The sequence below is a fragment of the Streptomyces luteogriseus genome, assembly GCF_014205055.1.
GTDB classification, from domain to species: Bacteria; Actinomycetota; Actinomycetes; order Streptomycetales; family Streptomycetaceae; genus Streptomyces; species Streptomyces luteogriseus.
In genome coordinates this window covers 5,430,025-5,456,346 of record NZ_JACHMS010000001.1, presented here as the reverse complement: position 1 = coordinate 5,456,346, position 26,322 = coordinate 5,430,025, and the positions used below count along the sequence as shown (strand labels likewise).

Here is a 26,322-nt window from a genome sequence, read left to right as displayed (position 1 = left end):
GTCGTCCGCCCTCTTCACGCCTCCATTGTCCCCGGCGCTTGCACTTTGGCAACAGCGTTGCCAAAGTGGGTGGCATGACTGGCACACCCCTCGGCACAGCCCCCGGCTCGCCCCTTCGCGTCGGCCTCGTCGGCTACGGCCTCGCCGGCTCCGTCTTCCACGCCCCGCTGATCGCCGCCACGCAGGGCCTCGCCCTCGACACGGTGGTCACCTCGAACCCGGAGCGGCAGCGGCAGGCCCGCGCCGAGTTCCCGGACGTCCGCCTCGCCGCCACGCCGGACGAGTTGTTCGGCCGCGCCGCGGAGCTGGACCTGATCGTCGTGGCGTCCCCGAACAAGACGCATGTGCCGCTCGCGACGACCGCACTGAAGGCCGGCCTGCCGGTCGTGGTCGACAAGCCCGTCGCGGGCACGGCGGCCGAGGCCCGCGAGCTCGCCGCCCTCGCCGAGGAGCGTGAACTGCTCCTCTCCGTCTTCCAGAACCGCCGCTGGGACAACGACTTCCTCACCCTGCGCAAGCTGCTGAACGAGGGCGAGTTGGGCGACGTGTGGCGATTCGAGTCGCGGTTCGAGCGGTGGCGTCCGAAGCCGAAGGGCGGCTGGCGGGAGTCCGGCGACCCCGCAGAGATCGGAGGTCTGCTCTACGACCTCGGCAGCCATGTCGTCGACCAGGCCCTGGTCCTGTTCGGCCCAGCGGCCTCCGTGTACGCGGAGACGGACATCCGCCGCCCGGGCGCCGAGACCGACGACGACACGTTCATCGCGATCACGCACACCGGGGGCGTCCGCTCCCACCTCTACGTCTCCGCGACGACCGCTCAGCTCGGCCCCCGCTTCCGCGTCCTGGGCTCGACCGCCGGTTACGTCAAGTACGGCCTCGATCCCCAGGAGGCGGCGCTCCGGGACGGACTGCGCCCCGGCCCCGACTGGGGCGTGGAGCCGGAGTCGCTGTGGGGCCGCGTGGGCTCCGGCGAGTCCCCGGTGACCGGTGGCGGACACGCCGAACCCACCCTCCCGGGCGACTACCCCGCTTACTATGCGGCCGTGGCGAAGGCCCTGCTGGAGGGCGCCCCGAATCCGGTGACCGCACGGGAGGCGGCCGCCGCCCTGGACGTACTGGAGGCCGCCCGTCGTTCGGCCCGCGAGAAGGTGACGGTGACGCTGTGACCCACAAGAGCAACCCCTCGCACAGCCAGGGGCTCACCCCGAAGTTCCACCCGGAGCTCACCCCGAGCCTGGAGGAGCTGGAGAAGCAGGAACGCCGGCTGGTGTTCCGCCAGTTCACGTACGACGACGCCTGGGCGCTCGGCTCGCTCCTCGTGGAGCTGGCCCGGGAGCGGCAGGCCCCGGTCGCCATCGACATCCACCGCGCCGGCCAGCAGCTCTTCCACGCGGCGCTGCCCGGCTCCAGCCCGGACAACGACGCCTGGATCGCCCGCAAGCGCCGGGTGGTCGAGCGCTACGGCTCGTCCTCCTACCTGGTCGGCACCCGATTCCGCGCCAAGGGCAGCACGTTCGAGGAGTCCTCGCGCCTCGACCCCGACACCTACGCCGCCCACGGCGGTTCCTTCCCGATCATCGTCGAGGGCGTGGGCGTGATCGGTGCGGTGACGGTGTCCGGGCTGCCGCAGCTCCAGGACCACCGGCTCGTGGTCGAGGCGCTGGAGCGGTTCCAGGATCTCCAGGTCCCTCACCCGGAATGACCGGGGACTCCCTCCGGTTGGCACCTGCGTACGCGTGATCAAGCACGGCGCCCCAACCGGAGGGACCCCACCGATGAGCACCCCCCTGAAGGAGACCGTCGGCCGGTACGGCATCTGGAGCGTAGGACTGCGCTCGGAGGACCCGGACCGGCGCGGCGAACTCGCCGAGGCCGCCGCCGAACTGGAGGAACTCGGCTACGGCGCCCTCTGGCTGGGCGGCAACAGCTCCGCCGCCCATGCCGCCCCGCTGATCGAGGCGACCTCGAAGCTCACGGTCGGCACCAGCATCCAGAGCATCTGGCAGCACGAACCGGACGCCGCCGCCACGGCCTTCGCGGACCTGGAGTCGGCCCACCCCGGGCGGTTCCTGCTGGGCCTCGGCGTGAGCCACGCCAAGCGGGTGGAGCAGTACGCCCGCCCCTACTCGGCCCTGGTCGAGCACCTCGACGGCCTGGACGCCGCCGGGGTGCCGGCGGACCGGCGCCTCCTGGCCGCCCTGGGCCCGAAGTCGCTCCGGCTGGCCCGCGACCGGGCGGCGGGTTCGATCCCGTATCTGGTCACCCCGGAGCACACGGCGCACGCCCGCGAGATCCTGGGCGAGGCCCCGCTGCTGGCCCCGGAGCTGGGCGTCGTCCCGGAGACGGACCCGGCCCGCGCCCGCGCCTTGGCCCGCGAGTTCCTGGAGATCTACCTCCCCCTGCCGAACTACACCAACAACTTCCTCCGGCACGGCTTCACCGAGGACGACCTGGTGGACGGCGGCAGCGACCGCCTGGTCGACGCCCTGTTCGCCTGGGGCGACGACGCGGCGATCCGCACGAAGGTCGACGCGTTCTTCGAGGCGGGCGCGGACCACGTCGCCCTCCAGGTCCTGACCGGCGAGCCGCGCGACGCCCTCCCGAGGAAGGCGTGGCGCGACCTGGCGTCCGTACTGGCGTGAGGGGAACGCCCTGAGGGGCGCGGGGAACCGCGCGACCGGCCACGGACTGCCCGCAGCCGGAAACGGACCACAGTTCCCCGCCCCTCCCAGCGGAGCGCTACGCGTCCTTGAACTCCTGCCGCTGCCGCCCGAGCCCCTCGATCTCCAGCTCCACGACATCCCCGCTCCGCAGGAACGGCTTCGGCTCGGGCGCTCCCAGCGCCACCCCCGCCGGCGTACCGGTGTTGATCACATCGCCCGGGTACAGCGTCATGAACTGGCTGAGGTACCGCACGACCTCACCCACCGGGAAGATCTGCTCGGCCGTCGTCCCGTCCTGTTTCAACTCACCGTTGACCCAGAGTTTCAGGGAGAGGTCCTGCGGATCCCGGACCTCGTCCGCCGTCACGAGCCACGGGCCCAGCGGGTTGAACGTCTCGCAGTTCTTCCCCTTGTCCCAGGTGCCGCCCCGCTCGATCTGGAACTCCCGCTCGGACACGTCGTGCGCCACCGCGTACCCGGCGACATGCGCGAGGGCCTCCTCGGCGGACCCCAGATACCTGGCCGTACGCCCGATGACGACGGCCAGCTCGACCTCCCAGTCGGTCTTGAGGGACCGCCGTGGCACGAGGACCGTGTCGTTCGGCCCGACCACCGTGTCCGGGGCCTTCATGAAGAGGACCGGTTCGGCGGGCGGCTCGGCGCCGGTCTCGCGCGCGTGGTCGTGGTAGTTCAGCCCGATGCAGACGATCTTGCCGATCCGCGCCAGCGGCGGCCCGACCCGCAGGCCGGTGGCGTCCAGGACGGGCAGGTCACCGGCGTCGGCGGCGGCCCGGACCCGGCCGAGGGCCTCCTCGTCGGCGAGCAGCGCGCCGTCGATGTCCGCGACGACACCCGACAGGTCCCGCAGGGTCCCCTCGGCGTCGAGCAGCGCGGGCCGCTCCGCCCCCGCCGTACCGACTCGCAGCAGCTTCATGATCAGTCTCCCTCGATCGCGGGCGCCCGGCCGATGCGCGCGACCCGGGTGCGGCGGGGCAGCCATCGGAGGACTGGTCGATCCTCCAAGCTGGGCGTGCACTCCGCAATACCCCGTTCACGTACTGGACCGACCCGCCCGGTCACCTGCTTCACGTACTGGCCCCCCGGCCGCCCGGTCACCCGGTTCACGTACTGACCCCGACCGCCCGGTCACCTGTACAGCACGGCCCGCTCGACGACACTCCACGTCGTACTGGTCACGACGTACAGCGCGGCGGCCAGCGGCACGACGGCCACGGTGACCAGCGTGAAGAACGACATGAACGGCATCACCTTGGTCACCGCCCCCAGCCCGGGCAGCTGCTCCCCGTCGCCCACCTGGGCGGCTGCCGGGTTCGCGGCCGTCATGCGCTTGCTGAGCCGGTAGCTGAACGCGGCGACGCATGCGACCACCACGAACAGCCCGGCGTAGACGAGTCCCGCACCACTGAGCACACCGCCTTGGAGCGCGTCCGTCCACCGCTCCCCGAGCGGCGCCGCGAACAGCCGGTGGCCGAGCAGCCCGTTGGCCTCGCCACCGATCGTGTCGCTGGAGAACAGGTGGTAGAGCAGGAAGAACGCGGGAATCTGGAGCATCCCGGGCAGGCAGCCGGCCAGCGGCGACACCTTCTCCTCGGCGTGCAGTTCCAGCACGGCCTTCTGGAGCTTCTCGGGGTTCCTGCCGTGCTTCTTCCGCAGCTCGGCGATCTTCGGCTGGAGCGCGGTGCGGGCCTTCTGGCCGCGCGCGGCGGCCCGGGACAGGGGGTGGACGAGGAGGCGTACGAGCGCGGTGAACAGGACGATCGCCGCGGCGGCGGCCGAGGCGCCGAACAGCGGCTGGAGCAGGTCGGCAAGGTGCTCGACCAGGGTGGCGAAGACGGACATGGGTGAGCCCTCCGGGGGTCTCGTCGTGCCGGAACGGAACATGGCGGCATGACGACCCGCGCGGGGTCACCCAGGTGTGGATACGCCCCTACGCGACGGTCGCCCGGAGGGCGTGACCGGGTGCCCGGGGCCGGGTGCGCCCCCGGGCGTCGGGATCCCGCTGGGGCAGGAAGGCCGTACGCCGGTCCCGGTCACGGATGGCCGTACGCACCCGTGTGCGCGGCACGGTGGGCGCGCAGCGGGAGGCGATGACGGCGCAGAGCGCGAGGGCGGACGAGGCGGCGGCGGTCGCGGCGAGCGCGACGGTGGCGGTGAGGCTGCCGGTGTCGAGCAGCGCCACCTCGACGAGCAGGAAGAGCAGCGCGAGGGCGGGACGCAGAGTCGCCCAACTCCGGTTCATCGGCTGCCCCTCCCCTCGTACGCGCGTATGCCCTGCGGTCCGTTATACAGGACCACTCTTCCACCCGGGCCCGCGACTTCGTACACGGGTTTGAGAAAGGTTCGTCAGAACCCTCGACAACCCATCCGCCACACCCGATGCTTCTCGTCACCAACCACGGGGGCACCCCTGTGCGCCGGGCCGGGGACCGGTGTGCGCCCCCATCTCCCTTACGGAGGAGCCGTGATCCGACGCAGAAGTCTGCTGGCCGCAGCAGGCGGAACGTTCCTCGGCAGCGCCCTGGCGACGGGCACCGCGCACGCGGACGCCACGATCGCCGTCAACCCGTCGACGACGTACGGCACCTGGGAGGGCTGGGGAACCTCCCTCGCCTGGTGGGCCAACGTCTTCGGCGCCCGGGACGACTTCGCCGACCTGTTCTTCACCACCAAGTCCGTCACGTACAACGGCCGTTCCCTGCCCGGCCTGGGCCTCAACATCGCCCGCTACAACCTCGGCGCGTGCAGCTCCAACAGCGTCGGCGGCGAGACGATGGTGAAGTCGCCCAACATCCCCGCCTTCAAGCAGATCGAGGGCTTCTGGCAGGACTGGAACAACGAGGACCCCACCTCCTCGGCGTGGAAGTGGACGGCGGACGCCAACCAGCGCGCGATGCTGGTGAAGGCCACGCAGCGCGGCGCGATCACCGAACTGTTCGCCAACTCCCCGATGTGGTGGATGTGCAGCAACCACAACCCCTCGGGCGCGTCGGGCGGCGGCAACAACCTCCAGACCTGGAACTACCGCCAGCATGCGAGCCACTTGGCGGCGACGGCCCTGTACGCGAAGAACAACTGGGGCGTGAACTTCGCGACGGTCGACCCCTTCAACGAGCCGGCCTCCACCTGGTGGACCGCGACCGGCACCCAGGAGGGCTGCCACATGGACCCGGCGGTCCAGGCGGCCGTGCTCCCCTACATGCGCAGCGAGCTGGACAAGCGCGGCCTCACGGGCCTGCGCATCGCGGCCTCGGACGAGACGAACTACGACACGGCCCGCTCCACCTGGTCCTCCTTCAACTCCACCACCAAGGGCCTGGTCTCCCAGGTCAACGTGCACGGCTACCAGGGCTCGGGCGGCCGCCGCGACCTCCTCTACACGGACGTGGTCACCACCTCCCGCAAGAAGCTGTGGAACTCCGAGACGGGCGACAGCGACGGCACGGGCCTGACGATGGCCTCGAACCTCTGCCTCGACTTCCGCTGGCTGCACCCGACGGCCTGGTGCTACTGGCAGGTCATGGACCCGTCCACGGGGTGGGCGATGATCGCCTACGACGCCAACACCCTCCAGCCCACCACCGTCCAGACCAAGCACTATGTGATGGCCCAGTTCAGCCGCCACATCCGCCCCGGCATGACGATTCTGACCACGGACGTGGACTACGCGGTGGCGGCGTACGACGCGACGGCCCGCCGCCTGGTGATCGTCGCGGTGAACACCTCCACCTCCGCCCAGACCCTCACCTTCGACCTCTCCCGCTTCTCGACGGTGACGGGTGGCTCGGGTGGCCTGGTCCCCCGCTGGAACACGGTCACGACGGGTGGCGGCGACCTCTACACGGCCCGCTCGGACATCCGCCTGTCCGGCAAGTCCGTAGCCGTCCCATTCGCCGCGAAGTCGGTCCAAACCCTCCAAATAGACGGCGTGACGCTGTAGGTCCGCGACGAGCGTGAGAGAAGCCCTCGATGCCCTGGGTACCCTCGATATCGGGTCTGGCCTGCACATCTCTCACGCTCGTCACCTCCCGGCAGTACGGTGTCACCCATGCGCCCCGACACGCCTGCCGAAAACGTCGACCACACCGCCGAGGCGGCACGCCTGGAGCGGACCGCCGGCCTGTATCCCGAGGACGCCGAGGCCCTGCTGCTGCGGGCAGCGGCCCATCTGGAACTCTCCGGCGACCGCCCCACCGCGACCACGCTCTACGACCGCCTGCTGTCCTCCCCCGACGGCCTGGAGAACCCCCACCTGGTACGGGCGCTCAAGGCCTCGAACCTCTGGGAGTACGGCCACGAGGCCGAGGCCCGCGCGATCATCGAGGGCGTCCGGGTGGCGTCCCCCAAGGACCCGGCCCCCTGGGTGATCGTCGCGGAGTCCCTGGAGAACCACGACGAACTGGAAGCGGCCCACGAGACGTTCACGGAGGCCGTGCACCGCCTCCTGACGGACGTCGAGGAGCCCCCCTACGCCACCCACCCCCTCCTCTTCGGCCGCCACCGCGTCCGGCGCATGCTCGGCAAGTCCCACGACGAGTGGGACGCCCTGGCGGACTCGGTCCACTCCCTCCCGATCACCCTGGACGAACTTCACGACCCCAAGCGCGTCTGGTCCCTGGGCTCGGAGAACCCCGCGGAACTGGAGGCGGAGATCCTCCGCCTCCGAGCGGAACTGGGCGCGTACCGGGAGGCCCTCTCCCGCCCCTTCCCGGTGGCGATCCTGCACTGGCCGGCGGGCGAGCTCACGGAACTCCTGGAGGCGTACCCGACCCTCACGTCGGAGTACCCGACCCACGCCGAGCACCTGGCCTCGATAGAGCAGTCCCTGCGCGAACTCGCCGCCTCCGGCACCCCGAACCTGGGCATCGTCACCGGCACGGTCCCGTCCTACGAGGCCTTCGCGGCATCGGAACTCTCCTCTCCCAACGACGCGACACTCCTCCCCCAGTACGCGACGACGCTGGCGGCGAGGGGACGGGCGGTGGCTTGGCCGCCGCAGTCGGGGGCGGCTTGCTGGTGCGGGTCGGGCCAGGCGTACGGCCAGTGCCACGGCAGCACTGCCTGAGATCCGCCTGACACGGGGAACCGAAGCCGCCGGCAGGGCGCCGCTGAGCCGACCCGGCGTGCGCGGAAACGCTGACGCGCCCGTCACGCCGGGCACCTGCGCAGCGCACGGCGGCGCTCCCCACCCTGGTCCCCGCTTCCCCGGGCCGCCCGCTCGCTTCTCTCCCGTGCTGGAGCGGCCCGGGTCAAGGGTGGCCCGCAGGGCCAACGGCGCAGCCGACGCGGAACGCAGCGCCGCGGAGTGAAGCGCCCTTGAGGCGGGGCGCGGAGGCACGACACTGGCCGGGAAGCGGGCGGCCCCAACAGTGACCGTGAGCTCAGCCCCGGGGCGGACTACCCTCTTCCATGTGTCCGAAGATCCTACGTGGGAAGCGCCGGCTGGTTCCTGGGCTTCGTCGGCAGCTCGCCGCCGCAACATGCAGGCGATCCGCAGCCGCGACACAAAACCCGAGAAGCTGATTCGCCGCCTAGTCCACGCACAAGGGCTGCGCTATCGCGTTGCCGCCCGCCCGATTCCCGACCTGCGCAGGACAGCGGATATGGTGTTCCGTTCGGTGAAGGTTGCCGTGTTTATTGACGGTTGCTATTGGCACGGCTGCCCAGAGCATTACGTTCCACCGAGGACCAACTCGGGGTACTGGTCAGAAAAGGTACTCCGCAACATGGAACGCGACCGTGACACTGATCAACGCCTTAAGGAAGCAGGGTGGCTCGTGCTCCGATTCTGGGAACACGAGCCGTCAGCCGCGTGCGCCGACAAAATCGCCGCGACGGTCGTAGCCCGCCGAATCACCGGGCGACACAGCTGACACAGGGATCTCCATCTGCTCGGGGTCCGGCTTCACGGCAGGGCTGACATTGGAGTCCATGACATACCCTTCCAGCAATTCTTCTCGATGCTCTGGCCGCAGCACCGCAGCGATTGCCCGACCAACGGCTTCAGCGACTGGAGGCGGGAATGCATTGCCGACCTGCCGGTACCGAGCCGTCTTTTTCCCCTGGAAGTCCCAATCACGTGGAAACCCTTGAATGATGGCGGCTTGCTCGACCGTCAGCATCGGGCCAGCGGGCCTGAAAAGGTCCCTCGCCGGGGTACATTCCTTACGGTCATTAGCCACACCCATCGCGTCGACGCCCATCGCCCCCCAGGCACGCTTTGCCCGCGTGGGCCCGAGGTCAGCGCCACCATGCTTCCGCGAACCGCCGACAAGCGTTGGCGCCACACCCCTCCCGGCGTCCTTGGCTTTCTTGGCGCTGATCAGCCACTCGTAAAATACATCTTTACCAGTGCGATCGCCGGACGAGGGGAACTCTCCTTCCTGGTTCTTATCCCAGAAATCCTCGCAACGCTCCCTCATCGTCCTTCGCAATTTCCCTACCACAGATGCCTGAAATCGCGCAACTCGCTGCGGCCAAACAAACTCGACGCCTTTTTCCTTCAGCACATCCTCACGGATTGCAACAAGAATAGCTCGGGGACGCAACTGGGGAACGCCGAAGTCTTTTGCATCCAGCCGACGCCAAACATGCCGCATCTGCAGGTCCTGCTGACGAGGGCTTGACGAGGGGTCAACTCCGGGAACCATATAGTCTAGCTTTCGCAGTTCATCCAGAATCCAAGCACGATATTCAATGAACACCTCAGGCGGCTCAAGAATTCCGCGAACATTCTCGATCATTACAGCTCTAGGGCGCAAGGCGTCCGCGATCTTCAAGGCCTCAGGAAACAGATCCCTCTCATCATCTTTCCCAAGCCTCTTCCCCGCCAAGGAAAATGGAGGGCACGGGACACCCCCGGCCAGCAAATCCAGTTCCCCTTGAGGAAGGCCAAGATTCCTGTACTCGTCAGAGTCAAGGAAGTCTTTGACATCCATGGGCTTCAGCGCCTTGGCCCGCTCCGTCGTCCAGCCAGGCCAGCCACCCACATTGGCGCCGAGGGTGGCTGCCGCGTCCGCGTCCCACTCGACGAGCGCCAAGTGGTCGAAGCCGGCGTTGTGCAGCCCAACAGCCTGTCCGCCTGCCCCCGCACAGATCTCAATCGAGGTCAGTGGCGAGGCGAACTGCGGGCGCTGCGGGCCGCTGGGGCGCATGGCGCTCCTTCCGGAGATGACTCAAAACCGTTGCCAAGTCTTACAGAGATGGTGATCACACACCGCGTAAGGGCAACAAGAGTCTCCCACTGCTCCTCATTCCCGGCCCAACCCGGGGTCTGGGCAGGCCCGAGGGCGCCCAGACTCTAACCGCTGTTGATGTGCCTCAGCAGGGCTTCGATGTCATTCGGAGCCAGGCCGGCCGCGACCGACGGCTCCTCCTGCAGGTCTGCGAGTTGCTGCACCGTGGGGTCGTCAAGGATCTTCCCCATGAACTCCAGCTTCTGATCCAGACGCGCTGTGACAACCTCATCGATGGTGTTCCTGACGGCCAAGACGGTAACGCGCGTGTCTGTCCCGGGCGCGAGGCCCAGGCGATGGATCCGGTCAAGGCTCTGCAGGAACCGCCCTGCCATGAAGTCACGATCCACATACACAGCGTCATGACAGATGTGATGCAGGCTGATGCCCTCACCAAGGGTCGCCGGGTTGGAGATGAGCACCGCGCAGCTCGGGTCCTCGCGGAAGCGCCGCAACTGCTCGTCGCGATCAGGTGTCCCGCCGAAGACCACTGCTGGGCTGTACTTCTCCAGCATGCGCTCCAGAGTCGTGAGGCTACGGACGAATGTCGTCCACACCAGCGTCTTTCGGCCTCGTGCAGCATTTTCCGCCACGATGGCCACAGTTTCCTTGTACTTGGGCGACAGCTCGTAGTCCGGCAGGTTCTGCAGGAGCGTGTACAACGAACTGCCCTCCGGGACTTCCAGAGGCGGCAGCTGATATGCCAAGGGCTCGTACCTACTGCCCCCCTCCAAGAGGAGCGCTGGGCTGGTGGCCGCCATCAGCAACCGCAAGGCGGTCTTGCCGAGTGAGCTCAGGTCATCTCTGGAAGCACGACTGTTCTCACCACCCACCAGCGAGCTGTAGATCTCGTTGTGCAACGGAGGCATGTCGACGTACCGCATCCTCAACCAAACCGGCGGCAGGCCGAGTTCCTGCTTGGTCGTCCGAGTGAACAGAGGCCGGAGGACGGAGCTGGCGTAGGCCAGGTCCCCACCTGCCACAGCCTGTACGACGGTTCGCTGCCCGTGCCCGGGCCATACAAAGCCCAGCAAGTTCTCCAGGTCCTTCGAGCCATTGGGCGCCGGCGTCCCGGTGAGGATCATGCGTCGTTCGGCCAGTGGGCCGAGAGCCATGCAGGCGGCACCATACGTACCCCGGGCTCCCAGCTTCATCCTGTGTGCCTCGTCGAGGATGATCATCGAAGGGCCTGCCTTCAGCCAGCTCGCCAGCGTGGCCAGCGAGCGGTCCAGCCTCTCGTAGTTGACGATCAGCACTTCTGCCCACTGATCCATTGATCCGTCGAGGACATGGGTCCGCAGCGGGTAGGTGAAGCACACCGCCGTCTCGTAGCGCCAGGATTCGTACGCCGACTTTGGACAGACCACCAAGACCCGGCTCACGCGCCCTTGGGCCCTCTGCGCGGCATAGACAGCGAGGGCCACGCGGGTTTTGCCCGCACCAGGAACACTGAAGTTGGCCCCGTGCTGAAGTGCCAGCAGCTTCGCGATGTCCCGAAGCTGGAACTCACTGAGCTCTCCTTCCCAGGTATCCCCCAGGAGGCCTGGCACCTCATCGGGCAGGACTTCACCGTGGGGTCTTGCCCCGGCAAGACGTTCCTTGACCGTGTTGGCGTCCTGGACGACTCCGGCCACCAGGTTCCGAAGTTCCGGAGCCCATTCCACTCCCGCATGGTGCGGCCAACCACTGAGAGCGCTGAGGTCCGCGAGCAGTTCGTCGAGTGCCACCGACGCGGAAAGCGGGCCGAGCTGGCCACCCGTGCGGAAACGGGCGGCCAGTCGGACAAGGTCCTGCTGATACTGATCGGTTGTCCTGAGAACGACACGGGTGCGGGTCTCATCAAACCCGAGGTGCAAAGACGTTCCCGTCGCGTCGTCCGTCACTGGCGCCCCTCCGCGACAGCGGCCTCCAACAGCCAGGCGACACCATCTCCAGGGGTGGGAAGGCCCCTGCCAGCCTGCTGCGCGAGCTTGCGCAGGCTCACGCGAAGCTTCAGCACAGCCTCGTCGAAGGCTTCCTCGTCCAGGCTTCGAGACGTACGGGCCTGGACGAGATCCATTACGCACTGGTCGATGCTCGCGCAGGCCTCCGCAAGCCGGGCCGGGGCCAGCTGCTTACGCTTCCGGAGGCGGGCGCTGCGGCCGGCAGCGTCGATCGCTTCGTCGAATGCCCTCTTCGCGTCGTCCAGCAATTCCTGGCCCTGTGCCTTGTCGCTGTCGAGCAGGGGCGAGTTACCGCCCCGGGTCGCAGCGCTGGCACGCAGAATCTGGTCGTTCAGCGCCCGCGCCTCAGACACCGCAGAAGATGCCGCTGGAACGGCGAGGTCGAGCCCGGGGATGGACACCACCTCCTGATCCGCCGAGTTGGCCCTTCCCTCGGTCAGGGTGGTCGGCAAGGTGCGGGTGAGGTGTCCCTCCTTCAGGAACTCCTCGTCGATGTGCCGCACGTCGGTCTTCGAGAAGTCGAGAAGAATGGCGGCCAGTCGCCATTCCTTAAGAACCTCCGCCTGGTCCCGGTCAACGGACTCAAGTTTCACGTACAGCCGGTGAAGCTCTTTGAGGCGTTCCTGGGCGCCCTCCCAGTCCACGAGCCGCAGCGCCACTCCCCCACCGCTCTTACTGCGGTCGATGAGCTCGCGGATTGTGCTCAGGATCCAGCGCTCCTGGTGGTATGTCTTCACCTGGATCCGGAATTCCTTGGCGATCTGCTCAGGCGTACGTCCGAGGCCGGCCTGCTCCTCCATCGCGAGGAGCCGGTTGATGTACGAGTAGTCGCGACGGTGATCCTTGCGCAGCTGGAGGGACAGCTCGACCGCGTTGATTTCTGCCCAGGTAAACGACTCGGGCAGCACCCCTACACGCATCGACTGCGCGCCCAGCTCATGCAGCGCAGCGGCTCGCGTGTTGCCGTTCACGAGCACGCCCGTATGCGTCACGAGGCCGGGGTCGTTCTGGCCGAACTGCTCCAGGCTCTCTTTGAGCTTGTCGAAGTCGGTGTCACGGATGTTCGGGTCGGCCGGCGAGGCTTTCAGCAGGAACCTCAAGTAGTCCTGGCTCTCTGTACACCACGGATCTTTCCCCAGCAGCTCGTCACGGGCCGCATCATGACTGCGCTGAGCCCTGATCCGGTGGGTGCTGGGGTTGAAGTACAGCCCGCTGAGCGGCAGGTCGATGACCTCCACGTGAGCCTGCTGCTCGTTCCAGTCGACCGTGACCGTTTCCCTGGTGCCGCCGGCTGTCTTGACCTCCTCCACCTTCTTCTTGATCAGCTCGCTGAACTCGGCCGCGCGCGGCGGCGCCGGGAGCTCCCGAAGCATGGTCATTCCCCCTTCTGTGTCTAGTTGTCCTGGTCGTCCATGTCGCGGAGCGCGTCGGCGACGGCCTTGCGAGACTCCTCGGGAAGAGTCCGGTAGATGCCCCACATCTTCTCCATGGGGCTGAGCGACCTCCGATCGGCTTCGATCCAGGCCAGGAAGATCTGCCGCTCCATGGGCGCGAGCGACTCGGTGAGGTCCAGAATCACTCCAAGGTCGACCTCGCGGTCAGTGCTTCCAGCCCCACAACGACTGCATTCGGTGATGAACTGGTAGTCAGCCTCTCCGTCTGGCAGCACCACTTTGCGTCGTGCCACGTTCAGAACCGACTGCGTGATGCCGTCCTCATAGGCTTCGCCGGTAGCGATACCGCAGGACCGGCAGAGATGGTTGTCGGCCTGGAAGACCTTCTGGCGCTGTGCCGTCGTGAGGCTGTTCTTGTGCTTTGGCGCCTTCGACTTGCCTGGGACCCAGACGTCTGCTCCCCGGACGACGAAGCGCTGTTCCTGCTGCTTCAAGGTCACGTCGTCACGGCTCGTTCCGATCCGCCACCCGTGGTCCCTCAGGTCCCGGATCCGCCGGTCAATCTGCGCGACGTCAGGAAAGGCGGCGCGCAGCTGAGCCTTCGTGAAGACGTTGCCCTCCCCCACGACGTCCAGCAGCCACAGGGCCGCACGTGACATGCTTCCCAACTTCTTGTCCTGCCACGACGGCAGTGTCATCTATCGCCTCCGGTCAAGTGAATGACATATCGCAATAAGCCACGCACGACGCAAAAATCGCTGCATGCCTGACTTACGCCCCTCCGTTTCTCGGGCGACTGCCCCTTCAGTCTGGCACCACAACCCGAAAGGAAGTCCAGCACTTGAACACTTGCTTCAGAGATAGCAAGAGGCAACTCCCCGCCTCTCGTGCACAATTGCGGGATCCAGTCAGGTCCGCAGGTCAGTCCCCGAAGCCACATGGAGGCAAAAGCGCATGTCACGACCCGGAGGCGTCCCAGTTGGGTGCAGCTGGATAGACAAGGAGTTCCGCAGTGACGTTCCGCCGAGCCATCGAGCCTTGGCCATAGCCCTCCAAGGGCTATGCCGTCACATCACTCCCACGCCATCGAACAAATCGCCAGGTATGCCGCCTACCCAGGCAGACGCGGCAGCACATCTGAACTGCAGTGAAAGCTCGCTGTCCAGGTTCTTAAGCGGGCAATCAGTGCCGCGACTGCGCTCCGTAGAGCATCTTTACGAGACGGCCCTCGCCGACGCTAGGGATGAGCACGGGCTCGGCGTGAGCCTGGATGACCTACGGAAGCTTCACGAAGCCGCTGAGGCTGAACGATGCCGAAGCTGCCTTGACCTGCGGTCACAGCTTGACGCGGCGGTAAAGCAAGCAGCGGAGACGGAAGCGGAGATCGCAGCGTTACGACAATCGGCCTCCAACAACACGGCGGAACTGGAAGCCCTCCGAGGGGAGGTCAGGTCGCTCAGGAATGCGGTCACCGAACTGAAGGCTGACCGGGCCGGCTTGCAGGCACGTCTCACTACTCAAGCGGCGCTTGCTCCGCTGCCGGTCCCCCGCCGAAGGTGGGACCGGCAGCGGAGCACGAACGATGCGTCGGCTGCACGGCAGGTGGCTAAGCGGGCCGCAGAGCTACGAAACAACGGCCAGCAGGAGGCGGCGCTTACCCTGCTGCGCCACACCACAGAAGTCCTCAGCCCCGTCGAGACCGCGACGCTGTTCAGGGCGTTGCGCCACCACCAGCAGAGCGACCTCCTGGACAACTTGATTCACATCTACGGGCGTGACCATCAGGACCAAGAGGTGATGCACGTGACCTGGGAACTCCACAAGCAGGGCTGCCCGGATGACGCCGGCGCCCTACTTCAGGCCGCGATCGAGTGAGTGCCTGCATCACAAGGACCGGCCGCACCAACTCTTCGGCTCCAGCCCCTCCGGCCAACTCCTTCAGCAGGCCCAGCCAGCCGACTCGACCACGTCGACCAGGTTCCTCAGCTTTGCCGAACGCTGCCGAACGTTGTCGGCTGTACGAAGTAGCGGGACGGCTGTACGGTAGTTCGGGCCGTCACCCTTGGGAGTGGGGACGGCGCTCTGACGTGAACCAGGGGAGGATGGCATGGCAGGCGAGCGGACAGTAAGACGGTCATCGAAGGTGCGGGTCGCCGAATTCCTCGCGTCCAAGGGGGAAGGCAAGGTGTTCAAGAAGCTTGAGCTCTTCGAAGGCGTCCCCGGCGTGGCTCAGGTAGATCGCCGTATGCGTGATCTACGCGAACTGGGCTGGCAGATCGACAACTACAAAACCGACCCACACCTCCAGCCCGACGAGTACCGACTCACAGCGATCGGCACCCGGATCGACCTTGGCGAGCAACCGGAACAACGGTCACGGGCGCGAGTCTCCGCCACTCGCCGCCGCGAAGCCATCGAAGCGGTGGACTCCCTGTGCCAGACGTGCGGCACAAGAGCCGGCGAGGCGTTCCCAGATGATGAGGGGGAGAAGGCGGCCCTTGGTGTCCACATCATCGATCCGAGTCCGCCAGCGAGTACGGAATTGTCCAACCTGCGCGTTGAGTGCCAGCGCTGCAGCCGCGGAAGCGGAACCGGCAGGCCGCTGCCCACGCGCGAAGAGATCCTCGAGAGGGCCTCCAACCTCAGCAGTCGCGCCGACAAGCGGCGCCTGTACCGGCTCATGCAGTCAGGACGTCCCGAGCGAGACGAAGTGGAGCGCGTTTTCGTTGAGTGGCTTCGCCTGGGACAGGGCGACAGAGTCGATGTCATGCTGAAGCTCGCAGGGGCTCTGATCGAGGAGGACTGAACGCTTTCCCGCCGATACCCTGCCCCCATGATTCGCGCAGTGGTCTTCGACGTCGGTGAGTGCCTCGTGGACGAGACCCGGGAGTACGGCACCTGGGCCGACTGGCTGGGCGTGCCGAGGCACACCTTTCACGCGATGTTCGGGGCCGTCATCGCCCAGGGTCGTGACTACCGGGAAACGTTCCAGGAGTTCCGGCCCGGGTTCGATCTGTATGCGGAGCGGGAGAAGCGGGCCGCTGCCGGGCAGCCGGAGAGCTTCGGGGAAGACGATCTGTACGGCGACGTCCGGTCCGCCCTCCGGCAGCTCCGGACCGACGGCCTGTGGCTTGGGATCGCCGGCAACCAGACCGTGCGGGCCGGGGGAATCCTGCGGGAGCTGTTCTCGTACGACGTCGACCTAATCGGTACGTCCGACGACTGGGGCGCCAGCAAGCCCGACCCCGAGTTCTTCAAGCGCGTGGCAGCGGCCGTGCCCTTCGGGGCCGACGAGATTCTGTACGTCGGTGATCGGTGCGACAACGACATCAAGCCTGCCGGGCAGGCCGGTATGCACACCGCGCTGGTGCGTCGCGGACCCTGGGCCAGCATTCAGTGGGACAGCGCGGAAGCCAGGGAGCTGCCGACCTTCCGTGTCGAGAGTTTGGACGAACTGACCTTCCGCATTGCCGAGTTCAACGCCTCAGCGCCCTGAGAGTCGTCGACCAGTCGTACAGGCGGTCGTCGAGATCGCGAACACACCTCTCGTGCTGGTGCGGCGTCAGCGCACGCCGGACTTCGCGTACCCGGTCCATGCCGGTGGCGTACCAGGTGAGAGCCAGCTGATCGAGTGCCTTGCCCGCGTACTCGCAGGCCTCTTCCGGATTGCCAGAGGCCGCTTCGACGGCTGCCAAGTCGCCGTATACGACAGTCCGTTGCTTCTCCTCGCCCGGGGTCATGGCTTCGAGGGCCTGGAGGAGCCCAGCCCGAGCTTGCGGGAGGTGGCCCGCGAGCAGCTGCGTGTTTCCCTTGAAGGCCGCGAGCCGCGCCGGGGAGAACCAGTCCATCCACGGCGGCGACGAATGCTCGTTGCCGGCCTCCAGGACATCCTCGGCGTGGTTGATCAGGTTCAGCGCGGTTCGGGTGTCGCCGCACCTGGTCTCGCACTCAGCTTCCACGGCGTCGAGCCAGGCCAGGAACTCGGCGGAGGCACGGGCGCGACGGGCGTAGGTCCGGGCCGCGATCATTCGCTCCTGCGCTCCCTCCTGATCACCCGCCCAGCCCGGGATGAAGGCCATGTGCGCGATGATCGCCGATCCGAGCAACGCATCGTCGGCCTCGCCCGCTGCCTGTAGGGCGAGGAGAAGCGTGTCGTGCGCGGTGGTCGGCTCGGAGAGATCGAAGAATTCGATCCGGCCCGCCAAAAGGTAAGTCTCGGCCAGCGCGGCGGCGATCGTGCTGCGAGTGGAGTCGGACGTCTCCGGAAGCAGGGCGCAGCCCAGGGTCGCATGCGCCAGGACGGCCGGGTGCAGTGTGCTCGGTGCGACCGACCAGTAGAGCCTGCGGTGGGAACGAGTGACGGCCTCGAAATCTGCCCCGGCGGTCGGCGGATGCGCGGCGGCTACGGCACGGCCTGATCCCATCGCCAAACCCAGTGTTGCCGCCCCGGCGGCGACCAGCCTGCGTCGGATCGGATCGGGTGCCACTCCCTCCGCGCCCCAGGGCGGCGTGAAGCCGAGCGCCTCCAGGTTCAGGCCGAGCAGGTGCACCAGTACACGCTGACAGTCTGGTTGCGGCCACGGTGGGTTGTCCGACTCCCAGCGCCGGACCTGGCGCACCCCGATGGACAGGCCTCGAATGCCCATGCCCTTCGCGTGCTCGGTGAGCGCGTCGGCCAGATCCTGCTGCGAGTTGAAGCCGGCGGCCACCCGAGCGGCTTTGAGTCGAACGTTGCCTGTTGGCCTTGGCACGAGCCACCTCCTCCTGCTGAATGCGCGCTCCAACCCTCCCACGCGAGTCCGCTACAGGACACCCGATCCATCCCAGGGGGGTACCCAGGCCCTCTTCATGTCCGCTCAACGGCCCTTCAAGGTCCTCGAATAGGCAGACCGGCTAGTGTACTCTGTTGTCCCGTACGCACCGCCGGACAGCGAGGGAGCACGTTGGTGTACACACACGAGGGATTGGACGGAGGGGTCTCGGAGTGGCTGGCACGGACCCACCCGGTGCCCGAGCGCGTATGGACGGAGTGGGCTACGCAAGGCGTCGCGCTGCTGCCGCTCGGCGAGCGGTTCGCCGCGGTGCGCATGGCGTCCGAGATCGTGCACGCCGCCGTCCGGTCCGAGGACGAGGAGGTCGTGGCGGCTGAGCTCGGTGACTTACTGGGAGGCGGGATCATCTTCGACCGCCGAGTGGCGGGTGGCACCTACTACGCATTGGTCGACGTGTGTGCCGACCTCACGTGGGCTCACGACGATGTCGTCACTTGCCTTGGTCGCGGCACGTACCTGGGAGTGCCGCGCATCGACAGACGGCAACCACCTGGGACGTACTGGGTGGTCCCGCCTCGACACGAGGGCGACGTGTGTCCCCCGCTTTCAGTCCTCGGTCTGCTCGAAGCGGGTCGCGCTCGACTGGCTGCCGAGCGGGAGCTCCGTTCGCACGACGGGGGTGAACTCATGACTGCTGTGGTTGTTCAGGGCCCCTGGGCCATGCGGCTGGTGACGGACCGGCTGCCCGTACGCCCGCCGTCCTACGCGAGCGTCGTTTTGGACGGGCCCTCACAGACAGCTCGGTACGTGGGCACCGATGGCCGGGTGGTTGAAATGGGTAAGCACGGCACGTCGAGGACGACAGGTACCGCGTCGGTCTCCGGAGGCGGCGACGGGCAGAATCCGCAGCCGCAGACTCAGGACGACCACACCACCGACTACGAGTCGGACTGACCGTGGCGTCCACGGTATTGGTCATCACCGCGCTGGAGGACTTCACCGCGGACCGCGTGATCCATGCGCTCAATGAGCGCGAGGTGCCAGTCGTGCGCGTCGATCCCGCCGATCTCGGGCCCGACTTGACCTTTGGATTCCGCCTCGGCGAGGACGATCCAGCGTGGGTCGGGCGGCTGAGCACCCCAAGCCGAGAAGTGGATGTGCGGGAGGTGGCGGCGGTCTACTACCGCCGCCCCACCCCGTACACCGAGCGCTTCGAGCATCTTCCCCGACAACAAGGGCAGTTCGGCGCCGCAGAGGCGCGGCACGGGCTCGGTGGTGTCCTGAACGCCCTGCGCTCGGCGATGTACGTGAATCATCCGCACGCCGTGACCCGCGCGGACTTCAAGCCGGCCCAGTTGCAGAGATTCGCGGAGCTGGGCCTGCGTGTCCCCCCGACTCTGATCACCAATGAGGCGGATGAGGCCAGGAGGTTCGCGGACGCTCACGGGCGGGTCGTCTACAAGACGTTCCGCGGGCTTCCACGTGGCGAAGACGGCCACACCGGCGCGATCTGGACCCAACGGGTGCAGCCCGACAGCTTCGACGAGACCCTGGCGGTGACGGCGCACTTGTTCCAGGCAGAGGTCCCCAAGTGCTCGGACGTACGGGTCACCGTGGTCGGACCCCAGGTCTTCGCCCAGCGGATCGTCGCGCCGGGCGGGGCCTTGGACTGGCGTCGCGGCGACTGGGACGAACTGTCGCACTCCCCCGCCGCAGTGCCCGCCACGGTCGAGGCCGCCCTGCACGGCTACCTGGAGTCCTTCGACCTGGTCTTCGGCTGCTTCGACTTCGCGCTCACCGGGGACGGAGACGAGCCCGAAGACTGGTGGGCCATCGAGTGCAATCCGAACGGGCAGTGGGGCTGGCTGCCGGACGCGGCGGACATCGCCGAGGCATTCGCCGACATCCTGAACACGGAAGAGCGGAAGGAAACGGTAGGTCATGGCGATGCCCGCTGATCCCGAGAACGACGCGGTCCCCCTGCGCGCAGCCATGGTGAACGCCCTCGCTCGGAACGATGTTCCGATGGACCCGGCCTGGCTGGCGGCGGTGGAAGCGGTCCCGCGGCATCGCTTCGTGCCCGGGTTCTACCTGCCCGTGGGGCACCGCGACGTAAAGGGTCTGACGGCCTGGGAACCGGTCACCGCCGAGCTCGACTACGGACGGTGGCTGGCAGCCGCGTACTCGGACACCACACTGATCACCCAGTTCGACGGCGAGGAGCCCGATTGGCAGGCTCCGCTCGTCCGTCACGGCGGCGCTCCCACCTCGTCCTCCACGCTCCCGTCCCTGGTGGTGCGAATGTGGTCCGACGCCGAGGTGGCTGAGGGGCACACCCTGCTGGAGATCGGTACCGGTACCGGCTATTCGACCGCGCTGGCCTGCGAGCGCCTCGACTCGGGAGACGTCACCAGCATCGAGGTCGACCCACGCCGGCTGGAGGCGGCGGCCGACGCGCTGTACGGCTGCGGCTACACCCCGACCCTGGCCGTCGCGGACGGCCTGTACGGGTACTGGCCCGAGGCCCGCTTCGATCGAGTCGTCGCCGCCTGCTCCTTCCGTGCGGTGTCGCCTGCCCTGCTCGCGCAGACCCGGCCGGGCGGAAAGGTCCTGCTCACTCTCTCAGGGTGGCTTTACGGCTATGCGCGTGTGCTGCTCACCGTCGCCGGTGACGGCACGGCGGAGGGCGCGTTGCTGCCCGGCACGGTTTCCTTCATGGCTGCGCGGACACACTCCGCGCCGGCGTTCGGAAATCCCGCCCACTGGGCGGCCGGGCTTCCGGACAAGCCCAGAACGGCCCGTCACGGTCCGGAGCGCCTTGTGGCCGCGACCGAGGAAGCGTTCCATGTGCGGTTCCTTGCCCAATGCGCCGTGCCGGACGCCCAGATGGTCACTGTCGACGAGGTCGTGTACCTGGTCGATGTCGTGAGCGGCTCCGCGGCCACGCTGACGCCCTTGGACGGCGAATGGCATGTGCGAGAGGGCGGTCCGGTGACGTTGTGGGAGCGTGTCGAGAGCGTTCTGGACGCCTTCGACGCCGCAGGCCGTCCAGGGCCAAGTGCTTTCACGCTGCGGGTGTCCGATGAGGGGCAGCGCCTGTGGCACCCGAACATGCCGGGGCTTCTACTGCCCTCGGCCGCTCCGAGCTGAACGCAGCCCCTTCTCGAACCCATACTGCTCGACCAGTTCCTCCAACTCCCCGTGGCCTCCAACCGTTTGGGCCGCCGCGCCCTGACGCATCGGTTATCGGTCTGGCCGCCGCGCCTCCGGTCAGCCCCGCTCCCCCCGCTCGATACAGAACTCGTTCCCCTCCGGGTCCGTCATCACGACCCAGCCTCGGCCGTTCGGGAGGGTGCGGTCCGTGAGGATCTGGGCGCCCAGGGACAGCGCGCGTTCGACCTCCTCGGCGCGGGTGCGGCCCGTGGGGCCCACGTCGAAGTGGATGCGGTTCTTCGTCGCCTTGGCCTCCTCGACTCTGACGAAGAGGAGGCCGGGCGCGCCCTCCGGGAGTTCCACCAGGACCTCGTCATCCCCGGGCTTGTCGATGTCGGAGACGGGGTGGCCCAGGAACTCGGCCCAGAAGCGGGCCAGTTCGTAGGGCTCGCCCGTGCAGTCGAAGGTGATGTGGCGGATGGTGGGGTTGGGATTGAGATTCGGGCTCGGGTGCAACAGGTGTCTCCCTCACTTGTCCGGCGTGCCGGTGGCGCTTCGCAGCATGGGTGGGGAGACCGGTGCCTGTCGAACGATTTGGCCTTCTCGGGCAGTCAGTCGGACGACTCCAGCCGCAGCACGCGAAGCTCCGGGACCTCGTGTCCGGCCGCGCCGCGCACCAGCAGGGTCAGGCCGGACCAGCCCGGCGGGATCCAGAGGACGTTCGCGTCCCCGCCTGAGAAGTCCGGCCGGTCGCCGGCCCAGACCCGGCCCACGCACTCCCCGCCTGCCCATCCGGTCACCCGGATCTGTGTGCCGTCCGGGCGCAGGAGGAGGCCGTCGTGGGATGGCGGCAGGTCGACGTCGAGCCATGCCTCCTCCCCCGGTGCGAGGGCCAGCGGCAGCAGGACCTCCTCCTGCCCGGGTGCGGCTTCGGTGGCGAAGCCGGTCAGCAGGTCGTCGTCCTGTGCGGAGCACGTCCAGTCGGTCACCGGATCCAGGGCGAGCAGTTCGGCACGGAGGCCGCCGCCGCTGGGGTGGTGCGGCAGCGTGACCGAGATGCGGTGGGTGCCCGCGGGTAGCGGGACCCACGGATCCTCGGCGTGGACAGTGTCAACAGTGTGCGGCTCGTGGACGGTGTCCGCGGTGTGCGGCCCGCCTCCGCCCACACTGACCCGCATCGGCTCGACCACCCCCTTGAGGTGCAGGGCCGCCGCCGTGGACGTCCGGATCTCGCGGGTGTAGGTGACGGGGAGCCCGACGCGGGTGCTGCTCCAGCCGCCCAGCTCGCGCAGGGGTGCCGGCCGTCCCGCCCAGTGGCCGTGCACCTCCCACAGCGCCGACACGTCCGCCGTCTCGCGGACCTTCCACAGCGTGCCGAGCCCGCGCAGCGCGCCGAGGCGGAGGGCGGGCAGGCGCGCGTCGTCGAAGTTCGCGTGTCCCCAGATCTCCACGACGGCCTCGACGTCGACGGGTCCGGTCGCTTCCCGGACGTCGATCCGCCGGGTGGCCCCGAACCCTGCGATCGTCGGTCGCGCCCGGCCGGCGATCGTCAGGTCGACGATGTCCGACGCCCCGACGAGCAGCAGTTCGTCGACGCCCGTGAGATCCGCCGTGGTGCGGTAGGTCCCGCGGCCCCGGTACACACCGAGCGACTCCAGCGTCGGAGGCAGCTCGTGCCGGCCCGCCGCCCGCTCGGGAGCGGTGTCCGCTCGGCGCCGGGCGCGCCGCACCGCCACGGGCGCCGACGCCTGCCGCGCGGGCGACGGCTCGTGGAGACGCACGGAGCCGTCTCGGTCCGTGGAGCGCAGGCGTACGGCGTCTGCCGGGGCCAGCGCTACGAGGGTCAGCCCTGCGGCGGTCGCCCGCTGCGGCGTTCCGGCCTCCGGCGCCGGTATCTCGACCCCGGTGTCCCCGACGACGACGGTGACCGGTACCTCGGAGGAGAACACCAGCACGCCCTCCCCCGCCGCCACCAGGTCCGCGGACGCCAGCGTGAGTGTCCCTTCGTGACCCCACGGCCCCAAGGGCACGTCCACCGGCATCAACGGGCACGAGTCCGCCGCCACGGCGACCGGCACCCCGTTCACAACCGCCGTCCCCGTCCCCGTCCCCGTCCCGAGATGCGGTACGGCGAGGAGCAGGCCGCCCCCGTCGAGTCGTAGGGCCGACGGTGACGAACTGGTCGGGAAGTCGGTGGTGACCGGCGTGTGCGGGACGGTCGGGACGGAGAGCGCCAGGCGCGGTCCCAGGGTGTCGATGACGCGGGCGAGGATCTGGGCCTCGGCGTACTCGGGACGTTCGGTGCCGGTGGAGGAGACGTAGCCGCCGAAGTCATAGCCATGGCTCATGAGGTTGCCGGGCCTGCCCCAGTTCCCCGCGGACGGGGTGTATCCGAAGTTCCAGCCGGAGGACTGGAGGTAGGGGGCGATCAGCGAGGCGCCGCTGGCCAGGAGGCGGCGCAGGGTGCGGTGGCGGCGGTTGGTCTCGGTGATCAGCAGGGGCAGGTCGCGCTCCGCCAGCAGCTCGGCGTAGCGCCGCACTTCGGGTTCGATGTGCGGGGAGTCGTCGTCCGGGTAGAAGTTGCACGCCGGTACGACACCGGGGACGTCGCCGGTGGCGCCTTCGAGGTCGCCCTGTCCGGAGCAGGCGATGAGCGGCACGGTGATGCCGTGCCGGACGGCCTGGTCGCGCAGGGCGGTGAGGTAGCCGGTCCGGTCCTCGCAGTCGAAGAAGTCGAGTTCGTTCTCCAACTGCACCATGATCACAGGGCCGTTCGCCGGGTACTGGCGCTCGGCGAGGAGCGGCAGCGCCTGGTCGAACCAGGCGGTGACCCGGTCGAGGAAGCGCGGCTCGTGCTGGCGGACTCTCAACTGGGGGTCCAGGCCCAGCCAGGCCGGCAGCGCGCCTCCGTCCCACTCGGAGCAGATGTAGGGGCCGGGCCGCGCGATGACGTACAGCCCCTCCTCCTGCGCGAGGTCGAGGAAGGCGGCGACGTCCCTCCGGCCCTCGAAGGACCAGCGGCCGGGGGCCGTCTCGTGGAAGTTCCACGGCAGGTAGACGTCCACGCAGGTGTAGCCGGAGGCCCGGACCTGGGCGAGCCGGGCGCGCCACTGTTCCCGGGGCAGGCGGAAGTAGAACAGGGACGCGCACAGCACGAGCCGCGGACCGCCCTCGAAGCGGATGCCGCGGGCGTCGAGCGCGATGCCCTGGTCGGGTGTGGTGTCCTGGCCGAGTGTGGTGGTGGGGTGGCTCACTTGACTCCCGCGCTTCCGCCGCTGATGTCCATTTCGTACAGGTACTTCTGGCCGAGGTAGTAGACGAGGATCATCGGCAGGGCGAGCAGGATCGAGCCGACCATCACCAGGTTCCAGGGCGGTGCCTGGCCCGCCTGCGAGGTGGCGGTGATGTACTGCACGCCCAGGGCGAGCGGCATCTTCGACTCGTCGTTGAGGTAGATCAGGGGGCCCATGAAGTCGCCCCAGGTGTGGGTGAGCGTGAAGATGCCGATGGCGATCAGGACGGGCCTGAGCATCGGGAACATGATCCGCCGGTAGATGCCGAAGAAGCCCAGGCCGTCCATCATGGCGGCCTCGTCGAGTTCGCTGGGCAGCCGGGAGACGAACTGCCGTACCAGGAAGACGTTGAAGGCGTTGGAGAAGAAGTTCGGCACGATCAGTGGCAGGAAGGTGTTCACCCAGCCCAGGTCCCGGAACAGGATGAACTGGGGGATCATCGTGATCTGTGTCGGGATCATCATCGTGGCGATGACGATGAGGAACATGGTGTTCTTGCCGGGCGCCCGCAGCCGGGCGAAGGCGTAGCCGACCAGGCCGCTGGAGAGGACCTGTCCCGCCACCGAGAACAGCGAGATGAGCACCGAGTTGAGCAGGAAGGTGCCCACCGGCAGTTCGGTGCCGAACACCCGGGCGAAATTGTCCCAGTGGAACTCGCGCGGGATGATCGTGAATGCGCCGTTGTTCACGGTGGCGTCGCCGGACAGGGCGATCGAACCGACGAAGACCAGCGGGGTGGTCAGGATCGCCGCGACGATCAGCAGGGTGCCGTAGGTGAACGGGGTCGCGCGGAACGCCCGTACGGCGGGGGCCCGCCCCTTCGCGGGCCGCTCCTCGTGCCCGCGCTTGCGCACCGGGGTCGCCAGGGTCGCCATCACTTCACCTCGGTCTCGTAGAACACCCAGCGCCGGGTGGTGCGGAAGGCGATCACCGTGAACACCATGATCACCAGGAACAGCAGCCAGGAGATCGCCGAGGCGTAGCCCATGCGGTAGTAGCTGAACGCCTGGTCGAACAGGAGCGGCACCATCGTCTGGGCCGCGTCGTAACCCGCGGGGTTCTTGCCCTTGGGGATCAGGATGTAGACCTGCGAGAAGATCTGGAACGCGTTGATCAGGCCCATGATCAGGTTGAAGAAGATGATGGGTGTCAGATGCGGCAGCGTGATGCTCCAGAACTGCCGCGTCGCGCTCGCGCCGTCGACCTCGGCCGCCTCGTACAGCTCACGCGGGATGCCCTTCATCGCGGCGAGCAGAAGCACGGTCGCGGCACCCGCGCCCCACGCCGACATCAGGATCAGGGCCGGCTTGACCCAGGGGCCGTCGAACAGCCAGTTGGGGCCGGAGAGTCCGAACAGGCCGAGGAAGTCGTTGATCGGGCCGTTCGGCGCGAGCACCATCCGGAAGATCATCGCCGTGGCGACCAGCGGGATCAGCGTCGGCAGGTAGATCAGGGTGCGGAACAACTTGCGGGCCCTGACCTGCTTGTTGAGCAGGTTGGCCAGCCACAGCCCGATCACCAGGCCCAGCGGGACGGAGATCGCCGCGTAGTAGAAGGTGTTCCACAGGGCCTTCCAGAACACCGGGTCGTCGGTGAGGGCCGTGACGTAATTCTGGAAGCCGACCCACTTCGGCGGGTTGAAGCTGTCCCAGTCGGTCAGGGAGTAGTAGACCGACGCGATCATCGGCCCGAGCAGGAAGACCAGGAAGCCGATCATCCATGGGGAGATGAACAGGTAGAAGGAGAGTGCCTCACGGCGCCGGCGCTTGGAGAGCTTGGGCTTCCCGGGCGAGGGGGGCTTCTCCGCGGCCGTGGGGGCGGCCTTCGGGACGGTCGGGGTCGCCACGGCCG

The 26,322-nt window shown here is 68.0% G+C and carries 24 protein-coding genes; 12 read left to right on the top strand and 12 right to left on the bottom strand.

Annotated elements, in window-relative coordinates; translation table 11 throughout:
- The first annotated feature begins 74 nt into the window (after positions 1–74).
- The 3 genes from BJ965_RS24205 (at position 75) to BJ965_RS24195 (ending at position 2,642) form a co-directional block, all read left to right on the top strand.
- Positions 75–1,166, top strand: a complete 1,092-nt coding sequence (locus BJ965_RS24205; protein ID WP_184910704.1) for a Gfo/Idh/MocA family oxidoreductase — start codon at positions 75–77, stop codon at positions 1,164–1,166.
- Positions 1,163–1,702, top strand: coding sequence for a heme-degrading domain-containing protein (locus BJ965_RS24200; RefSeq protein ID WP_184910702.1), 540 nt, complete (start codon positions 1,163–1,165; stop codon positions 1,700–1,702). Before BJ965_RS24205 ends, BJ965_RS24200 begins: the two co-directional genes overlap by 4 nt.
- Positions 1,703–1,775: 73 nt before the next feature.
- Positions 1,776–2,642: an LLM class F420-dependent oxidoreductase gene (locus BJ965_RS24195; protein ID WP_184910700.1), complete on the top strand. Its 867-nt coding sequence runs from the start codon at positions 1,776–1,778 to the stop codon at positions 2,640–2,642.
- Between the two features lie 97 nt (positions 2,643–2,739).
- On the opposite strand, the gene BJ965_RS24190 is transcribed toward BJ965_RS24195, so the two are convergent.
- The 3 genes from BJ965_RS24190 to BJ965_RS24180 form a co-directional block, all read right to left on the bottom strand.
- Positions 2,740–3,597, bottom strand: a complete 858-nt coding sequence (locus BJ965_RS24190; RefSeq protein ID WP_184910698.1) for a fumarylacetoacetate hydrolase family protein — start codon at positions 3,595–3,597, stop codon at positions 2,740–2,742.
- A gap of 212 nt (positions 3,598–3,809) precedes the next feature.
- The gene (locus BJ965_RS24185) at positions 3,810–4,523 is read right to left on the bottom strand and encodes a YidC/Oxa1 family membrane protein insertase (RefSeq protein WP_184910696.1); all 714 of its coding nucleotides are present in this window, start codon (positions 4,521–4,523) and stop codon (positions 3,810–3,812) included.
- 88 nt (positions 4,524–4,611) lie between these two features.
- On the bottom strand, positions 4,612–4,923 hold the full coding sequence (locus BJ965_RS24180; protein ID WP_031107255.1) for a DUF6412 domain-containing protein: 312 nt from the start codon (positions 4,921–4,923) through the stop codon (positions 4,612–4,614).
- A gap of 222 nt (positions 4,924–5,145) precedes the next feature.
- Here BJ965_RS24180 and BJ965_RS24175 point away from each other — a divergent pair, with 222 nt between their 5' ends.
- The 3 genes from BJ965_RS24175 to BJ965_RS24165 all read left to right on the top strand — a co-directional run bounded on the left by BJ965_RS24175 (position 5,146) and on the right by BJ965_RS24165 (position 8,554).
- Positions 5,146–6,621 (top strand): beta-1,6-galactanase, encoded by a 1,476-nt coding sequence (locus tag BJ965_RS24175; RefSeq protein WP_184910694.1) that lies wholly within the window; start codon positions 5,146–5,148, stop codon positions 6,619–6,621.
- Between the two features lie 108 nt (positions 6,622–6,729).
- Positions 6,730–7,746 carry an SEC-C domain-containing protein gene (locus BJ965_RS24170; protein ID WP_184910692.1) on the top strand — a complete coding sequence of 339 codons (1,017 nt, stop codon included), beginning with the start codon at positions 6,730–6,732 and terminating at the stop codon, positions 7,744–7,746.
- Between the two features lie 346 nt (positions 7,747–8,092).
- Positions 8,093–8,554, top strand: a complete 462-nt coding sequence (locus BJ965_RS24165) for a very short patch repair endonuclease (protein ID WP_184910690.1) — start codon at positions 8,093–8,095, stop codon at positions 8,552–8,554.
- Here the strand turns inward: BJ965_RS24165 and BJ965_RS24160 are convergent.
- The 4 genes from BJ965_RS24160 to BJ965_RS24145 form a co-directional block, all read right to left on the bottom strand.
- Entirely contained in the window at positions 8,486–9,835 is a 1,350-nt protein-coding gene (locus BJ965_RS24160; protein ID WP_184910688.1) for a DNA cytosine methyltransferase, read from the bottom strand. The genes BJ965_RS24165 and BJ965_RS24160 overlap by 69 nt on opposite strands.
- A gap of 146 nt (positions 9,836–9,981) precedes the next feature.
- Entirely contained in the window at positions 9,982–11,799 is a 1,818-nt protein-coding gene (locus BJ965_RS24155; protein ID WP_184910686.1) for a DEAD/DEAH box helicase, read from the bottom strand.
- Positions 11,796–13,238, bottom strand: a complete 1,443-nt coding sequence (locus BJ965_RS24150) for a hypothetical protein (RefSeq protein ID WP_313666996.1) — start codon at positions 13,236–13,238, stop codon at positions 11,796–11,798. Before BJ965_RS24150 ends, BJ965_RS24155 begins: the two co-directional genes overlap by 4 nt.
- A 14-nt stretch (positions 13,239–13,252) precedes the next feature.
- A complete protein-coding gene (locus BJ965_RS24145; protein WP_184910684.1) occupies positions 13,253–13,951 on the bottom strand; it encodes a hypothetical protein in 699 nt (232 codons plus the stop codon).
- 562 nt (positions 13,952–14,513) lie between these two features.
- Between BJ965_RS24145 and BJ965_RS24140 the strand changes: the two genes are divergently transcribed.
- The 3 genes from BJ965_RS24140 (at position 14,514) to BJ965_RS24130 (ending at position 16,749) form a co-directional block, all read left to right on the top strand.
- On the top strand, positions 14,514–15,128 hold the full coding sequence (locus BJ965_RS24140; RefSeq protein ID WP_184910682.1) for a hypothetical protein: 615 nt from the start codon (positions 14,514–14,516) through the stop codon (positions 15,126–15,128).
- Positions 15,129–15,360: 232 nt separating this feature from the next.
- On the top strand, positions 15,361–16,059 hold the full coding sequence (locus BJ965_RS24135) for an HNH endonuclease (RefSeq protein WP_184910680.1): 699 nt from the start codon (positions 15,361–15,363) through the stop codon (positions 16,057–16,059).
- Positions 16,060–16,086: 27 nt separating this feature from the next.
- Entirely contained in the window at positions 16,087–16,749 is a 663-nt protein-coding gene (locus tag BJ965_RS24130; RefSeq protein ID WP_184910678.1) for an HAD family hydrolase, read from the top strand.
- On the opposite strand, the gene BJ965_RS24125 is transcribed toward BJ965_RS24130, so the two are convergent.
- Positions 16,730–18,004 (bottom strand): transcriptional regulator, encoded by a 1,275-nt coding sequence (locus BJ965_RS24125; protein ID WP_184910676.1) that lies wholly within the window; start codon positions 18,002–18,004, stop codon positions 16,730–16,732. The two genes, BJ965_RS24130 and BJ965_RS24125, sit on opposite strands and share 20 nt — an antisense overlap.
- Before the next feature lie 195 nt (positions 18,005–18,199).
- On the opposite strand from BJ965_RS24125, the gene BJ965_RS40195 reads away from it, so the two are divergent.
- From BJ965_RS40195 to tgmC, 3 genes are read left to right on the top strand one after another with little or no spacing between them, the layout of a single operon-like run.
- Positions 18,200–18,979 (top strand): putative ATP-grasp-modified RiPP, encoded by a 780-nt coding sequence (locus BJ965_RS40195; protein ID WP_313666995.1) that lies wholly within the window; start codon positions 18,200–18,202, stop codon positions 18,977–18,979.
- Positions 18,980–18,981: 2 nt separating this feature from the next.
- Positions 18,982–19,983 carry an ATP-grasp ribosomal peptide maturase gene (tgmB, locus tag BJ965_RS24115; protein ID WP_184910674.1) on the top strand — a complete coding sequence of 334 codons (1,002 nt, stop codon included), beginning with the start codon at positions 18,982–18,984 and terminating at the stop codon, positions 19,981–19,983.
- Entirely contained in the window at positions 19,967–21,175 is a 1,209-nt protein-coding gene (tgmC, locus tag BJ965_RS24110) for an ATP-grasp peptide maturase system methyltransferase (protein WP_184910672.1), read from the top strand. Before tgmB ends, tgmC begins: the two co-directional genes overlap by 17 nt.
- Before the next feature lie 120 nt (positions 21,176–21,295).
- On the opposite strand, the gene BJ965_RS24105 is transcribed toward tgmC, so the two are convergent.
- The 4 genes from BJ965_RS24105 to BJ965_RS24090 all read right to left on the bottom strand — a co-directional run bounded on the left by BJ965_RS24105 (position 21,296) and on the right by BJ965_RS24090 (position 26,317).
- Positions 21,296–21,694, bottom strand: a complete 399-nt coding sequence (locus BJ965_RS24105) for a VOC family protein (protein ID WP_184910670.1) — start codon at positions 21,692–21,694, stop codon at positions 21,296–21,298.
- Between the two features lie 95 nt (positions 21,695–21,789).
- Positions 21,790–24,432: a beta-galactosidase gene (locus BJ965_RS24100; protein WP_184910668.1), complete on the bottom strand. Its 2,643-nt coding sequence runs from the start codon at positions 24,430–24,432 to the stop codon at positions 21,790–21,792.
- Entirely contained in the window at positions 24,429–25,346 is a 918-nt protein-coding gene (locus BJ965_RS24095; RefSeq protein WP_184910666.1) for a carbohydrate ABC transporter permease, read from the bottom strand. Before BJ965_RS24095 ends, BJ965_RS24100 begins: the two co-directional genes overlap by 4 nt.
- Positions 25,346–26,317, bottom strand: a complete 972-nt coding sequence (locus BJ965_RS24090) for a carbohydrate ABC transporter permease (protein ID WP_184910664.1) — start codon at positions 26,315–26,317, stop codon at positions 25,346–25,348. Before BJ965_RS24090 ends, BJ965_RS24095 begins: the two co-directional genes overlap by 1 nt.
- Positions 26,318–26,322 lie beyond the last annotated feature (5 nt).